Source organism: Roseburia sp. 499 (assembly GCF_001940225.2).
GTDB lineage: Bacteria > Bacillota > Clostridia > Lachnospirales > Lachnospiraceae > Petralouisia.
In genome coordinates this window covers 2919277-2934227 of the sequence record NZ_CP135164.1, presented here as the reverse complement: position 1 = coordinate 2934227, position 14951 = coordinate 2919277, and the positions used below count along the sequence as shown (strand labels likewise).

The window sequence follows — 14951 nt, the reverse complement described above, 5'->3', positions numbered from 1 at the left end:
AAAAGCGCGTGGAACAGGAGGTAGTATCATGTATTATTTTACAGAAGATTGTTTGATAGGAATTGAACAGATTGATGATGAACATCGTCATTTATTTGAACTTATTAATGAAGTTATGGAATTGCTACACAATAATATTGTTACAGATAAGTATCATCAGCTCAATAAATTGCTGGATGATTTGAAAAAATATGCAGATACTCATTTTGAACATGAAGAGGCGTATATGGAGAGCATAAATGATCCCGAGCTTGCTATGCAGAAACAACAGCATCAGGATTTTTGCGAGAAAATAGATGCTCTTGACATACAGTGCAAGGATAGTGAGGAAGAACAGCAGGAAACTTTGGAAGAAATGATGTTTTACCTTACAAAATGGCTTTACCATCATATTCTAGGTAGCGATATTATGATAGGAAAGTTGCAGCCGCTGAAGGAAGAAGCCGACTTTTGTGTTTTCACGGAAAAGTATTTTACAGGCATAGAGCTGATAGATCAGGAGCATCGTAAGTTATTTGAAATTATAGCAGAGGCAAATAGTCTCATTAAGGAAGAACTTCTGCACGATAAGTATGATGAAATCGTAAATATTTTGGAACAGTTGAAGGCCTATACCAAGAAACATTTCCAAGATGAGGAAGCATATATGGAAAGCATTGGTTATTCTCGCTTGGACGCCCAGAAGCGCGCTCATGAAGCTTTTGTAGAAAAGTTAACAGAGATTAATCTGGAGGATGTGGACGATCATCAGCAAGAGTACTTAGAAGAACTTATGGAGTTTCTTTTGGGATGGCTGATTAATCATATTCTTAAAGCAGATAAAATGATTGGAGAAGAAAGTAAGGAATAATGTTAAATCAATTTTCAAGAACAGAATTATTACTAGGAAAAGATGGAATGGAACGATTGGCAAATGCCAGGGTAGCGGTCTTTGGAATAGGCGGTGTTGGTGGTTATGTAGTAGAAGCACTGGCACGCAGTGGAGTTGGAACGCTGGATTTAATTGATGATGATAAAGTGTGTTTGACCAATATTAATCGTCAGATTTTTGCCACTAGAAAGACAGTAGGAAAGTATAAGGTAGATGTGGCAAAGGAACGGATTTTGGATATTAATCCGGATGCAAAAGTTAATATCTATAAGACCTTCTACTTGCCGGATACCGCAGAGCAGTTTGATTTTTCTCAATATGATTATGTGGTAGATGCTATTGATACTGTTAGCGGTAAGCTTCAGTTGGTAGAGCAGGCAGAAGCGTCTGGAACACCGATAATTAGTTCTATGGGAGCAGGAAATAAAATGGACCCTTCTGCCTTTGAAGTGGCAGATATTTATAAGACTTCTGTCTGTCCATTGGCAAAGGTTATGCGCCGGGAATTGAAGAAGCGTGGAATCAAGAAGTTGAAGGTCGTTTATTCCAAAGAGAAACCGCTAGTGCCGATAGATGATATGGCAATCAGTTGTAAAACCAACTGTATCTGTCCGCCGGGAACGGTACGGAAGTGTACCCAGCGTCGTCAGGTTCCAGGGAGTAATGCTTTTGTACCATCAGTAGTAGGATTGATTATTGCAGGAGAAGTCGTGAAGGATTTGACTGCGGAAAAATAGTAAAAACTATTGACAAATAGGATATGAAGTGATAATATCCTATTAAGTCAGTAGGAAATATATGGAAAAGGAAGGCATGATGAAACAAAAATAATATGTACATCAAGGAGGAAATGTATTATGAAATCGTAACTGTTCAGAACGTCTTAAGCAAAGATGATATCTGCATTCCCATTTAATGATTCTTTTATCGCTGTGAATGCATTGATTCCATGCTTATGAGCGGTTCCGATATAACTCATAATTGTTAAATATTCCTGTGCACCTTCTTCACTTCGAAAACAGCCTGATACTTTAGTTTTGACTTTTATCATTCTTAAATCTCGTTCAGCCTGGTTGTTATCGAAAGGTACACAGAGGTTATTTATAAATAGGCAGACTGATGCCTTGTAATTCTGTAGTCTGCAAATCAAATTTAATACCTTGCTCTTTTTCTTGCGACCACGCTTTTTTATGGTTTCTTCAGGAAGAGGATTTTCTTCATATGCGGTTTTGATGATTTCATCATATTTCTTATCAAACTTATGTCGATGATAATAGCTGATTTCATCTTTTTCGCCTAAAAGAGCTTTGTCTCTTACCTTTTTCATATCAAGAAGAAGTTCTTTGAATTGTAGAGCCCATTTTTGCTCGGGATAGTTTTCGATTATCCCGTTAAGCTCACGCAATAGATGTGCGCAGCATACCGCATGTTTCACATCTGGATACTTCCAGTATGAAGCCCAACAATCATGGACAGCAATACCCTGAAAAGATGGAAGGATTCCAATTGCATCCATTCCAAGATGCCCTCGTTTCTGTTGGATGCTCAGATAGGTATAATCCATATCTGAAACGTTATGAACCCACCAGGTCTTGCCATCAACACGAGTTCCTGTTTCATCGCAATGAATAAGCCCAAGCTTCGTCATAATACAATAAATCTTTTCATAGGTTGGCTTTAAAACATCGGCACATCGAGTCACCATGTTTTTGATGGTTCCAGTTGATAGTGGGATGTTGAATACACTACTGAGTATTTCATGAGTGCGATTAATACTTACTGCTCCAACAGTATTAAAAGCGACTACCATTGCTTGTAAGTTTTTACCATACTGCACAGTTGCTTTGATGCCAGCAGGAAAAGAACCTGCCTTCTGGCAGTTATGAAGAGGACAGTTTCTTACTACAATAAGCTGATGTGCTGTGACATTTACATTTACTTCAGCATCAATTTCGTGACGAGTCTCCTTGATGCAAGCTTTATCAAGACAGCTATCATGATAAGGGCAATTATCACAATCAGAATGCATATGTGGTTCTATAATGTCAGGTTCAGCGATAACAGAAAGACATGTTCCATCGTGGCCATTCTGAGCTCCCTGCTTCTTACCAGACTTTTGACGCAGACTACGATTCTTATTTACCGGTGGTTTCTTAAGTCCATCGCTTGAAGGTGGTTTTGAACTATTCTTGGAGTTTTTGTTGAGCTGCTCCTTAAGTTCTTTGATGGTCTGATTAAGCTCTTTAATTGTTTCGTTCATTTCAGATACCTGCTTTGTCAAAGCAGTATTCTGATCCATTAACTGTTGAACGAATTCCATTGTGATATTAATAGGCAAACAGACCACCTTCTTTCCTTGATTTCTATAGTATAATTATAACGAAATTCAAGGAAATAAGCGAATCTTAAGAAAACCGCTTATGGTAAAAATGACGGTGGATAAGTATTAAATTTTTGAGTACAAATGGTATTAAATCTATTCAAAATCATCGAAAATCGATGGATTTGAAATAAAATATAAGTGGAAAAATATATCAATCCACATGGGATAAGAAAACTTTCAATTATAATTTCTCTTATCCACAATAAAGCGATTTTTATCAAAACAGAAAAAAATAAAATTCTCTGTTTTATACAAAATCAAATCACACGAACTTATCGAGGTTCTGAACAGTTACATGAAATCAAAATTTGGAATTAAAGAAGTAGTAGCAATTGGTATTGGAACAGCCTTATTCGTAGCACTTACGGAAGTGCAGATTCCGTTAGGATTTATTCCGAACACAGCATTACAACCAAGAGCGGCTTTGCTGGTATTTCTTGCAGCAGTATTTGGACCTGTTGTTGGAGGCGCGGTAGGACTTATCGGTCATGCACTTGGAGATGCGTTGTTTTATGGTAGTGTTTGGTGGAGTTGGGTATTCCCGGAAGCAGTTCTTGGTATTTTGGTTGGATTGTTTGTTCGTAAATTTGCCATTAAAGAGGGTGGATTTGGAAAAAAACAAATTGTCTTATTCAATGTAGTTCAGATTATAGGAAATGCCATTGCATGGATTGGTGTAGCACCAGCTTTAGATATTCTTATATATGCGGAGCCGGCAAATAAAGTTTTTGCACAGGGAGCATGGGCATTTTTAGGTAATATTATTATTGTGGCAATTCTTGGTACCTTGATTGCAGTAGGATATTCAAAGGTTGGAGCAAAGTCCTCCAGTTTGACAAAGGAAGAAGAATAGGTGTAAAATGTCAAACAGCACATATTTTGTATGTGCTGTTTTTCCGTAAAAAAGAACAGATAAGGATAAAGTAATGGAACCAATTATTGAATTTAAAAATTTTTCATTTAAATACCACTCACAGAAAGAACCCACATTGCATGATATTAAACTTGCTATTTATCCGGGGGAAAAGGTTTTGATTGTGGGACCGTCCGGTTCGGGAAAGTCTACACTGGCACATTGCATCAATGGGCTGGTGCCTTTTTCTTATAATGGAGAGATTACAGGGAGCTATTCTATAAAGGGACAGGATCCCGCGAAATTGGGGATTTTTGGATTGGCAAAAATGGTAGGTACCGTATTGCAGGATACAGATGGACAGTTTATAGGACTTACAGTAGCAGAGGACATTGCATTTGCGCTGGAGAATGACAGAGTATCTCAGGGGGAGATGTTTGAAAGAGTAGATGCTGTAGCAGAAATGGTAGATGTGAAAAGCCTTTTGAACCATGCACCTCGGGAATTATCAGGAGGACAAAAACAGAGAGTGTCTATGGCAGGAGTCATGGTGGATGATGTGGATATCCTTCTTTTTGACGAGCCATTGGCAAATCTGGACCCTGCAACAGGGAAAAGAGCTATTGATTTAATTGATAAGATACAGAAGAAACGGGGAACAACAATTCTTATTATTGAACATCGGTTAGAAGATGCCTTATATCGCGATGTTGACCGCATTATTGTAGTGGGAAATGGAAGAATTGTTGCAGATACTACACCCGATGAATTATTGTCTATGAATGTGCTGCTGGAACAAGGAATACGTGAACCGCTTTATATTACTGCCTTAAAGTACGCTGGGTGCAAAATTTCTGCGGATGCAAAGCCACAGCATATAGAAGAAATGCAGCTAGACACCTATAAAGAGAATGTAAAAGAATGGTTTTATACCGTTGATTTGCCTGAAAAAGAAAAAAAGAATGAAACGGTACTGGAGATTCAGGACCTAAGTTTTTCCTATACCCAGGGGAAAACGGTTCTGAAGGATATTTGTTTCAAGGTAGATAAAGGGGAAATCCTTAGTATTGTTGGTAAAAATGGTGCGGGAAAATCAACGCTTTCGAATTTAATATGTGGTTTTATTAAACCGGATAAAGGAAATATTTTATTAAATGGAGAAGATATTGCAGATAAGTCCATTCGAGAGAGAGGAGAGCGGATTGGTCTTGTAATGCAGAATCCGAACCAGATGATTAGTAAAGCCATGATTTACGAGGAAGTAGCACTTGGTTTGCAGGTGCGTGGAGTACCCGAAGAAGAAATTAAGGAGCGGGTATATAAAACGTTGAAAATCTGTGGTTTGTATCCATTCCGAAATTGGCCGGTATCTGCATTAAGTTTTGGACAGAAAAAGCGAGTTACCATTGCATCTATTTTGGTTATGAATCCGGACGTGATTATTTTGGATGAACCAACAGCAGGTCAGGATTACCGGCATTATACAGAGATTATGGAATTCCTTAAGGAACTCAATGAAACGTATGGAATTACAATTATTATTATCACACATGATATGCATTTGATGTTGGAATATACGGATAGAGCCATTGTTATTGCAGATGGACAGCTATTGGCAGACGACACACCTTCGCATGTATTAACGGATGAGGGAATTGCAGAAAAGGCATATTTAAAGAAAACATCGCTTTATGATTTAGCAGTAAGATGTGGAATAGAAGAGGCATCAGATTTTGTGGAACGATTTATTGGGTATGAGCGAGCTGAAAGAGAGAAAAGCAGACAGGAGGTAGAGTAATGTCCAGAGTATTGTCCTATGAAGAAAAAGACACATGGATTCATCAATTAAGCGGTGTGACAAAGCTGGTTTTCTTCCTCCTTTGGTCAATTACCAGTATGGTTTCTTATGATACACGGGTCTTACTGGTGATGTTAGTGTGCAGCATGATTATTTTTATTATGTCAAAGACAGAGTGGAGGCAGGTTGGGACCGTATTTAAGTTCATTATGTTGTTTTTGATAATTAACCTACTGGCAATTTTTATTTTCTCACCAAATCAAGGAACAAAAATATATGGAACGGAAACAGTACTTGTTCATTTATTTGGTAGTTATACTTTAACCGTGGAGCAGCTTTTTTATGAATTCAATGTAATGATAAAGTATTTAACAGTAATTCCCGCAGTCTTCATGTTTATTGTTACTACGAATCCGAGTGAATTTGCAGCGTCTATGAATAAGGTTGGAGTGAATTATAAGATTGGTTATGCAGTTGCCATCGCACTTCGCTATATTCCGGATGTACAGGATGATTTTAAAAAGATAAAACATGCCCAAGAAGCAAGAGGAATCGAGATGTCAAAGAAGGCATCTCTTATGGAACGGGTAAAAAATATGGCAGCAATTATTTTTCCGTTGATTTTTTCCAGTATGGATAGAATTGATGTAGTAAGTAATGCTATGGAACTGCGTGGATTCGGAAAGCAGAAAAAGAGGACATGGTATTCAGGCAAACCTTTAAATAGAAACGACTATTTGGTTATTTTGATAACGGTAGTGTTTGTTGCGGCAGCACTTGTGATTACTTTTTGGGATGGTAGTCGGTTTTATAATCCATTTGCGGCATAAATTTATGGAGAAATCACTTGCTATGCCTTAAAATATTGCTTATAATCAACCTATAGATAGGTTCTATTCTGCACTGTTTTGCAGTCAGGAGGAACGTATGGAAAAGAGTTTTCAAGAATTAGATTTAAGCAATGCATTCTTATTTGCAGCAGCATTGGAGGACCCGGAGACATGTCGGCTTGTATTGGAGATTATACTTGGAGAAAAGCTTCCACCAGTGAATGTCCATGCAGAACACAGTATTTTGATTAGTTCAGATTTTCGTAGCGTGAGGCTGGATATTTATGCTAATGACGAAATAGAAGTCAATTACAATGTGGAAGCGCAGAACAAAAACGAAGGGAATCTGCCAAAACGAAGCCGTTATCATCAGGCGGAGATGGATGTGTCATCCCTAAAACCGGGACAGGATTTTAACGATTTGAAACCCGGATATGTCATATTCATTTGTACATTTGATCCCTTTGGGAAGAAGCTTTATCGATATACCTTTGAAGAACGGTGCTTGGAACGGGATTTCCCGTTAGGAGACGAAACGAAGAAAATATTTCTAAGCACCAGGGGAGAAAATAGAGATGAAGTGCCGGAGGAACTGATACATTTTCTGGAGTATATGGAAAACAGTACAGATGCCTATGTGGCAACGGTAACAGAACAGTCTATCAATAAGTTGCATAACAAGATAAGCAAGCTAAAAAAAGAGAGAGATCTGGAGGCGAGGTACATGACATTCGAAGAATTGTTAAGGTCCAGAGAGAAAGATGGCATATCTCAAGGAATATCTCAGGGAATAGTGCAAGGAAAAGTCGAAGATATTTTGGAATTATTAGAGGACTATGGTTCTGTTCCAGAGCAACTGACGGAGAAGATATTAGCTCAGCAAGATGTAGAGATCCTAAAAAAGTGGCATAAGCTAGCTGCTAAAGTTACATCTATAGAAGAATTTATAGAGAAAATGTAAATATCATTCACAAACCATTCAAAAGAAAAAGTATCAGGCAGTCATTTATGACTGCCTGATATAAGAGTCTGTTAGTGCGAAAAAAACGTACTATCTAAAAGCAATTCGCAATTTTACCAGTTAGAATTAAAGTAAAAGCAGTGTAGAGAGCCTATCTTATATTTTATCATTGGAAATAAAAAATGTTTAAAACTATTGACAAACTAGTTACAAAGTGCTAATATCCTATTAAAGCGATAGGAAATATATGGAAAGGAGAAAAGGGAATATGTTAAAAAAAATAGCGGAAAAAGTTTGTAAATTATATAGGAATATGGATATGTCGATAATGTGTTATACCGAAAGTTTAATATACTTCCCTTCTTTATATAATATATCAGAGATTCGTTAATACTTAAAAGATAAGTGTTGAAGAACGAGTAGATATATATCTTATAAAAGATGGGAAGCAAGGCAGCTTCCTTTTTTCTATTATAATATGTAGTGGCAGGTGACGAATGGAAGGTGAGGATATGAAAAAGGAAAAAGGGAAAGCCGTAACAGAAGAGGAGCTAAGGACAATAGCTGAATTTATAGAATCCATCCAGTATGGGGTTGTATCTATTATTATTCAGGATGGGAAAATCATTCAGATTGAAAAGAGTGAAAAAGTACGTTTAAAGTAGGAGAAATAAAATAGAAAAAGACTGACCAGATACACTGGAGGCTTTAAATCATTTTTATGATTTAAGGCCTTTTTGTATTTATGGGAAATACGATTTAAATAAAATTAATTTAGAAAATTTTTAAATTAAATGTTGACAAATAAAAATAATAAGTGTATTGTTATTACAACGTACAAAACCATACTATTCCTACTTAGAAAATAGGAAATAAAACCGACCAGACAAACTGGAGGCTTTGAATCATTTAGATTTGAAGCCTCCAGTTTGCATTTTAGGGAAAGAAGGTGGAGTAAATGGTAAATCTCAATGAAGAAAAAAGAAAAATAGATGAAAAAGTTTTGGAACAAATAAAGGAGAAAATAGAAAGCATTCAGTATGGTTCAGTGACAGCTGTGGTACATGAAGGAAAGATTGTTCAGTTAGACACAAATGTCAAAATTAGATTAGTATAGTTTAACGTTATTTTGGGAGAGGAGAAGACAGATGCAAAAAATATATTTTTCGGCAGGAGGAATTATATTCTGTCTAAAAAGAATAGAAATTTAATCAAATATGAAAAAGACAGGAATCAATCAAGCTACGATTTTAGCAAAGTTAGAGTATTTCAATCCGGCAGGTTCTGTAAAAGACCGTATTGCATTGGCAATGATAGAAGATGCAGAAAAAAGAGGTCATATTCAACCAGGAGCTACTATTATTGAACCAACTTCCGGGAATACCGGAATTGGACTTGCTTCAATAGCTGCGGCGAAAGGGTATAGAGCAATTCTAACTTTACCGGAAACTATGAGCGTGGAACGACGAAAGTTGTTGAAAGCATATGGAGCAGAGCTAGTGCTTACAGAGGGTGCAAAAGGAATGAAAGGCGCCATTGCCAAGGCAGAAGAGTTGAATCGTGAGATTGAAGGCTCATTCCTGTTGGGGCAGTTTGAAAATGAAGCAAACCCAAGGATTCATAAAGCAACCACCGGACCGGAAATATGGGAACAGACAGCTGGAAAAATAGACATTTTTGTTGCAGGTGTAGGAACAGGAGGAACAATTACTGGAGTAGGTGAGTACCTGAAAGAGAAAAATCCGGAGATTAAAATTGTAGCAGTGGAACCGGCAGAAAGTGCAGTATTGTCCGGAAAAAATCCGGGACCGCACAGAATTCAGGGAATCGGAGCCGGATTTGTACCAAAAGTGTTAAATACACAGATTTACGATGAAATTGTCACAATTGAAAATGAAGATGCATATCAAGAGGGAAAAGTCTTTGCACGAACAGAAGGAATTTTGGTAGGAATTTCTTCAGGGGCAGCGTTGAAGGCAGCATCCATTTTGGCAAAAAGAAAGGAAAATGCGGGAAAGACAATTGTTGTGTTACTGCCGGATTCCGGTGACAGATATTTGTCAACGAGTTTGTTTGATGATTGACGAGGAATTTAGAAAGTATATATGAATATGACGGAGGAAAAGAAAATGAAAAAGAAAATAGCAGTATTAATTGCAACAATAGGAATATTAGCAGGAGTTTTGGCTGGATGCGGAGACAATGCAGAAACAAAAAATGAGGTAGCAAAGAAAGTAGAAAATGAACAGGCCGAAACAGTGGGAGAAGCGCAAGAGGAAAATGAATTTTTGGGAGAAGGACTGAATGAAGCAAAGGTGATTCGGATTGGATATCAGCCAACCTCAGCTGATAATGTTTACAGTATAGATGCAACGCATGAGTGGATTGAAGATGAATTTAAAGAAGATGGCATTGAGGTAGAGTGGATTCCATTCAATTATGGTCCACCAATTATAGAAGCATTAGCAGCAGGAGAACTTGATTTTTCAACAGGAATAGGAAATATTCCACTTATTAATGGGTATGCAAGTGGTGCGCCGGTGCAAGCAATTTCCTTGACCGCAGTAGATTTGAAATCGTATGGCATAGTAGTGTCTGGAGATTTAAAAGATGAGGTAAAAACAGTAGCTGATTTGAAGGGAAAGAAGCTTGCGTTAAAGGGCGGTTCTGCAACAGAGGCAAATGTTTTAAGAGCACTTCAGCAGGCAGGTGTTGAGGAGCAAGATGTTGAGATAGTAAATATAGCAGCAACAAATGATTTGTATTCGGCAGTGTTAAATCATGAAGTAGATGCTATCGGTACGGTAGGACCAAATGTAGACGCGTTTACACAGCGTTCGGATTTATTTCCCTTGGATATCAGTGATAGTGCATTAAATACAAGTGCAGGATTAAACATTGTGAATACAGATTTTGCAGAAAAAAATCCTGAAATTGTTGCCAGATTTGTAAAGCAGATAAAAATTATTCAGGATTACACAGAAGAACATAGGGACGAAGTGAAGTCTGTGATTGCAGAAAATACAGACTATTCTGTTGAAGAATTAGTATCTGTTGACAGATGGACTTATAAAGATAAATTTGATGATGAAGATAAAAAGGCATTTGAAGAGGCGGTAGAGTTTTTGGTAAATGGAGCTTCCTGTATAATTAAAAATGTAGAGGATTCCAAGAAAGAAGGTTGAGAAAAAAATACCTCAGTGTAAAATAAGATTACTGACTTTGCACGGTTAGTAAAAAATCTTATTAAACAGAGAGGTATCTAAAATGAAGTATAACACACAAAACAGTAAAATTGCATCAATAACAGAAAAAACTTTGATTGTTGGTATTGATGTTGGTAGTCAAGTGCATTATGCAAGAGCATTTGATTGGCGTAATTATGAGTATTCAAGAAAACCATTTGCATTCAGCAATGATGAAGAAGGTTTTATGGCGTTTAAGAACTGGATGGATGAAATTGCTGAAAATCACGACAAAGAGGTAGTGCTCCCAGGCATGGAGCCTACAGGACACTACTGGTTTGGTTTAGGAATGTTTCTACAAAACTTAGGAATGCGCCCGGTGCATGTGAATCCACATCATGTAAAAAAATCAAAGGAATTGGATGACAATAATCCGAACAAGAATGATCGAAAAGATCCGAAGACAATTGCTGCGTTGGTAAACGAAGGAAGATTTTCCTATCCATATATTCCATCAGGAATTTATGCGGAAATAAGAAATCTTTCAAATTTAAGATTCCAGACACAGGAAGAAATAACTCGAATCAAAAATCGAATTGCACGTTGGTTTAGCATTTACTTTCCAGAATACAAGGATGTTTATGGGAATCTTGATGCCGTAAGTGGAATGATGATTTTAAAGCAGGCACCATTGCCGGGGGATATCGTAAGACTTGGAGTTGATGGAGTGAATAAAATATGGCGAGATGCGAAGCTGAGAGCAGTAGGAATTAAGAGGGCAAAGACCCTGGTAAATAAAGCAGAGCATAGTATCGGAAGTCAAGAAGCACCAGAAGCAGCAAGAGTAGAACTTCAGATTTTGCTTGGTGATTATGAAATGTATACTTGTCGAATGAATGATTTGATGCAGACAATAGAAGAAAAACTGTATGAGATTCCATATATAGATAAACTCTTGGAGATAAAAGGGATTGGTATGATAACAATCTGTGGATTTATTGCAGAGGTTGGAGATATAAGACGTTTTGACAATCCAAAGCAGTTACAGAAGTTGGCCGGATATGCAATCGTTAGCAATGATTCAGGAAAGCATAACGGAGAAAGTCATATCAGTTATCGTGGAAGAAAAAGGCTGCGCTATGTTTTATATGAAGCGGCAATATCGTTAATAGGAAAGAATGCAGAGTTTAAGGAAATCCATAATTATTATAGAACAAGAGAACGGAATCCATTGAAGAAAATGCAGTCGGTAATAGCGGTTGCGTGTAAGGTAATACGTATATTTTATACGATATTAACCAAGGGTGTTGCATATGACGGAACGAAAATGCTTGAAGATATACAGCGTCCGGCATTGGCACTGAATTAAAAGAAACACAGAAACCCAAGCTTGTTATCGCGGTTGAACAAAGCAATTAGGAAAGGATTGTTTTGCTCAGCCACGATAAGGGCTGACAAGAATAAAAGCTGAGTAATCGGCAAAAGTGGAAATGAGAGGTAAACGTCCGCCGCAAGGTGCTTTCATAGAAACAGTCAGTAACAAAATTTACAAAGTATGAGCCAGTAGTCGGCAGGAATATTTTCCAGAGGGCATGACCCTGCAAAGGAGCTAAGCTGACACCCTGGTTATGGATAGGTGGAACGAAGGAAGTGAGGACTCTCCAAAATGTGAGATGATCCTGGTAGACATGGGAGGTACATCACCATAGAGGGACGGGTATACACAAGGCCATTTAAAACGAAACAATCGAGACGTTTTAATTCGTGTACCCAGAAACCACTATTTTTGCACCAGATGCAGAGAAATATCCATGATGATGGCTCGTTTTACTGAGAAACAATTTAAACAAATCCCTTATTTTAAGGGAAAAAAGACTTGACTATATAGGGAGGAAAATTGGAGAAAACAATAGATGTTTCTAATATTTTTACCAACAAATATTATGAAGAAGCAGAGAGACTTTTGGAAAAAGAGTAGCGCAATTGTTGGAACTGGACTTGGATGAGTTGGGAGAAGCGGCAGTAACTTCCAAAAATCCAATTGATATTAGTAGTCAGTGCGTTGTATTTGCAGAATCAGAGGTTATTTCTCTTAAAGCACAGGGAGCACCAAAAGAAGATATTGCAGCAGGTATTCATATTGCAACAGCAAGAAGAGTAAAAAATCTACTGAAAAAAATTGGCTTGGATGATACGGTGCTCTTTACGGGTGGAGTATCTAATAATCCCGGAATGAGAAAGGCGGTGCAGGAAGTGCTGGGAATGGAATTGGGGAGCACAAAGTTAGATGCAACTCTGGCAGGGGCATTAGGTGCAGCCATTTATGCTCATGATTATGCAAAAGAAATCAAATCCAGCTGGGGAGGCGGGTTGTAAATGCATGGAAAAAGGAAAAAGAGGCTGGCAGATTATAAAATATTAGGAGTCATAATACCTGTTGGGTTATTGCTACTTTGGCAGGTGGCAAGTCTGGCAGGATTATTGAATCCGAGTATTTTGCCATCACCTTCAAAATTGTTTGCTGTATTGGTGGAAATGGGAAACGAGGGAACACTGTTAAAGCATATAACAATGAGCTTAAAGAGAGTTGGAATAGGATATGTTGTAGGGGCATCTTTTGGAGTAATCCTTGGAGTAATTCTTGGGCTGTCACCTCTGGTGAAACGGTTTCTCTCCGTTATGCTTGAAATTTTACGACCCGTTCCAATTCTGGCATGGGTCCCGGTGTTGATAGTATTTTGTGGAATTGGTGAAACTTCTAAGGTAATTGCCATTGCGATTGGTAGTTTCTGGTCAGTGCTTCTTAATACCACAGACGGTGTAAGGAATGTAGATATTAAGTATAAAGAAGTGGCAGAGATATTTACGAAGAACAAAAAAGATACTGTAGTATCTGTTATACTACCGGCAGCACTTCCGTCTATTTTTACAGGTCTGAGGATTGGAATTGGCTCAGCGTGGCTGAGTGTGATTGGTTCAGAAATGATAGCATCATCTTCCGGATTGGGTTATTTTATCACCTATAACCGAGAAATGATGAGGCCGGATAAAGTGTATGTAGGTGTATTTACGATAGGTATCATTGGATGGCTGATAAATATTTTGATTAGGAAAATAGAAAATAGATTGTTAAAGTGGAATGCCAAGGGAAAGGAGTAAAAAATGAGTGTAGAAAATGCATTGGAAATTTCTCATTTGGAAAAAACATTTCAGTGTGAGACAGGCGATGTACAAGCATTGTCAGATATCAATCTTACAATAAAAAAGGGAGAATTTATCAGTATTTTGGGTGCCAGCGGTTGCGGAAAAAGTACCTTGTTGAGAATTATCGGGGGACTTGAGCATCAAAGTGAAGGTGACATAAGTAGTCATGGAGTTTCGATTTGTGGACCGGGAGTAGAACGGGGAATGGCATTTCAAGAGTCTCGATTATTTCCATGGCTGACAGTGGAAAAAAATGTTCTTTTTGGAATAAGTTATGAAAAGAAAAAAAATTATCAAAAAAACAGCAGTTAGAGATGGTATATCAGTATTTAGAGTTGGTGGGGTTGAGTGATTTTGGAAAGTCATATCCAAATCAGTTATCAGGAGGAATGCAGCAGAGAGTTAGTATTGCGCGTGCGCTGATAGAGAATCCGGAAATGCTGTTGCTGGATGAGCCGTTTGGTGCATTGGATGCATTGACACGTATCAATATGCAGGAAGAGATTCAACGGATTTGGGAAGCGGAAAAGAAAACGATGATATTGGTGACTCATGATATTGAAGAAGCGATTTATTTAGGAGACAGAATTGTAATTCTATCTTCGAGACCGGGAAGAGTGAAACAGATTATAGATGTGAATCTTCCAAGACCAAGATATAGAAGTTCCGGTGAGTTTGTAAGAATCAAAAAAGATATTATGGCTGAGTTTTTCAAGGAACAAGATCAGCAAGAGGATTATGTGATCTAAGGTGCCGTAGCCAAAGGGAAAGGCAGAGAACTGCAAAATCTTTATCCATGGTTCGAATCCAGGCGGTACCATTGAAAAATAATAGTTGTATTTGCTTTCGCATCGGTATAAAATGAA

16 protein-coding genes and 1 tRNA gene are annotated in these 14951 nt (G+C 37.8%); 16 read left to right on the top strand and 1 reads right to left on the bottom strand.

The features are described from left to right. Positions 1-28 precede the first annotated feature (28 nt). Complete coding sequence (locus tag BIV20_RS14355) at positions 29-850, top strand: bacteriohemerythrin (protein WP_075721940.1); 822 nt, start codon at positions 29-31, stop codon at positions 848-850. Beyond that, positions 850-1608, top strand: a complete 759-nt coding sequence (locus BIV20_RS14350) for a tRNA threonylcarbamoyladenosine dehydratase (RefSeq protein ID WP_075721941.1) — start codon at positions 850-852, stop codon at positions 1606-1608. Before BIV20_RS14355 ends, BIV20_RS14350 begins: the two co-directional genes overlap by 1 nt. Before the next feature lie 146 nt (positions 1609-1754). On the opposite strand, the gene tnpC is transcribed toward BIV20_RS14350, so the two are convergent. Continuing rightward, on the bottom strand, positions 1755-3209 hold the full coding sequence (tnpC, locus tag BIV20_RS14345; protein WP_143524481.1) for an IS66 family transposase: 1455 nt from the start codon (positions 3207-3209) through the stop codon (positions 1755-1757). Positions 3210-3549: 340 nt separating this feature from the next. Here tnpC and BIV20_RS14340 point away from each other — a divergent pair, with 340 nt between their 5' ends. The 14 genes from BIV20_RS14340 to BIV20_RS14275 all read left to right on the top strand — a co-directional run bounded on the left by BIV20_RS14340 (position 3550) and on the right by BIV20_RS14275 (position 14905). Next, on the top strand, positions 3550-4107 hold the full coding sequence (locus tag BIV20_RS14340; protein ID WP_075721942.1) for an ECF-type riboflavin transporter substrate-binding protein: 558 nt from the start codon (positions 3550-3552) through the stop codon (positions 4105-4107). Between the two features lie 73 nt (positions 4108-4180). Then, a complete protein-coding gene (locus BIV20_RS14335) occupies positions 4181-5905 on the top strand; it encodes an ABC transporter ATP-binding protein (RefSeq protein WP_075721943.1) in 1725 nt (574 codons plus the stop codon). Further along, positions 5905-6735 (top strand): energy-coupling factor transporter transmembrane component T family protein, encoded by an 831-nt coding sequence (locus BIV20_RS14330; protein ID WP_075721944.1) that lies wholly within the window; start codon positions 5905-5907, stop codon positions 6733-6735. Before BIV20_RS14335 ends, BIV20_RS14330 begins: the two co-directional genes overlap by 1 nt. Before the next feature lie 97 nt (positions 6736-6832). Next, a complete protein-coding gene (locus tag BIV20_RS14325) occupies positions 6833-7696 on the top strand; it encodes an Rpn family recombination-promoting nuclease/putative transposase (protein WP_075721945.1) in 864 nt (287 codons plus the stop codon). A gap of 512 nt (positions 7697-8208) precedes the next feature. Continuing rightward, complete coding sequence (locus BIV20_RS14320) at positions 8209-8361, top strand: YezD family protein (protein ID WP_083655324.1); 153 nt, start codon at positions 8209-8211, stop codon at positions 8359-8361. Positions 8362-8654: 293 nt separating this feature from the next. Next, positions 8655-8813, top strand: a complete 159-nt coding sequence (locus tag BIV20_RS14315; protein ID WP_075721947.1) for a YezD family protein — start codon at positions 8655-8657, stop codon at positions 8811-8813. A 100-nt stretch (positions 8814-8913) separates the two neighbouring features. Next, positions 8914-9780: a cysteine synthase A gene (gene cysK / locus BIV20_RS14310; protein WP_083655316.1), complete on the top strand. Its 867-nt coding sequence runs from the start codon at positions 8914-8916 to the stop codon at positions 9778-9780. Between the two features lie 45 nt (positions 9781-9825). Further along, on the top strand, positions 9826-10881 hold the full coding sequence (locus BIV20_RS14305; RefSeq protein WP_158024953.1) for an ABC transporter substrate-binding protein: 1056 nt from the start codon (positions 9826-9828) through the stop codon (positions 10879-10881). Between the two features lie 82 nt (positions 10882-10963). Further along, positions 10964-12250: an IS110 family transposase gene (locus BIV20_RS14300; protein ID WP_075718156.1), complete on the top strand. Its 1287-nt coding sequence runs from the start codon at positions 10964-10966 to the stop codon at positions 12248-12250. Positions 12251-12864: 614 nt separating this feature from the next. Continuing rightward, positions 12865-13257, top strand: coding sequence for a BadF/BadG/BcrA/BcrD ATPase family protein (locus tag BIV20_RS14295; RefSeq protein ID WP_075721949.1), 393 nt, complete (start codon positions 12865-12867; stop codon positions 13255-13257). Further along, on the top strand, positions 13258-14040 hold the full coding sequence (locus BIV20_RS14290; protein WP_075721950.1) for an ABC transporter permease: 783 nt from the start codon (positions 13258-13260) through the stop codon (positions 14038-14040). Between the two features lie 3 nt (positions 14041-14043). Next, complete coding sequence (locus tag BIV20_RS14285; RefSeq protein ID WP_330554333.1) at positions 14044-14397, top strand: ATP-binding cassette domain-containing protein; 354 nt, start codon at positions 14044-14046, stop codon at positions 14395-14397. Between the two features lie 2 nt (positions 14398-14399). Then, positions 14400-14834 carry an ABC transporter ATP-binding protein gene (locus BIV20_RS14280; protein WP_330554332.1) on the top strand — a complete coding sequence of 145 codons (435 nt, stop codon included), beginning with the start codon at positions 14400-14402 and terminating at the stop codon, positions 14832-14834. Continuing rightward, a tRNA-Cys gene (locus BIV20_RS14275) sits at positions 14835-14905 on the top strand. It abuts the gene before it with no gap. The last annotated feature ends 46 nt before the right edge of the window (positions 14906-14951 follow it).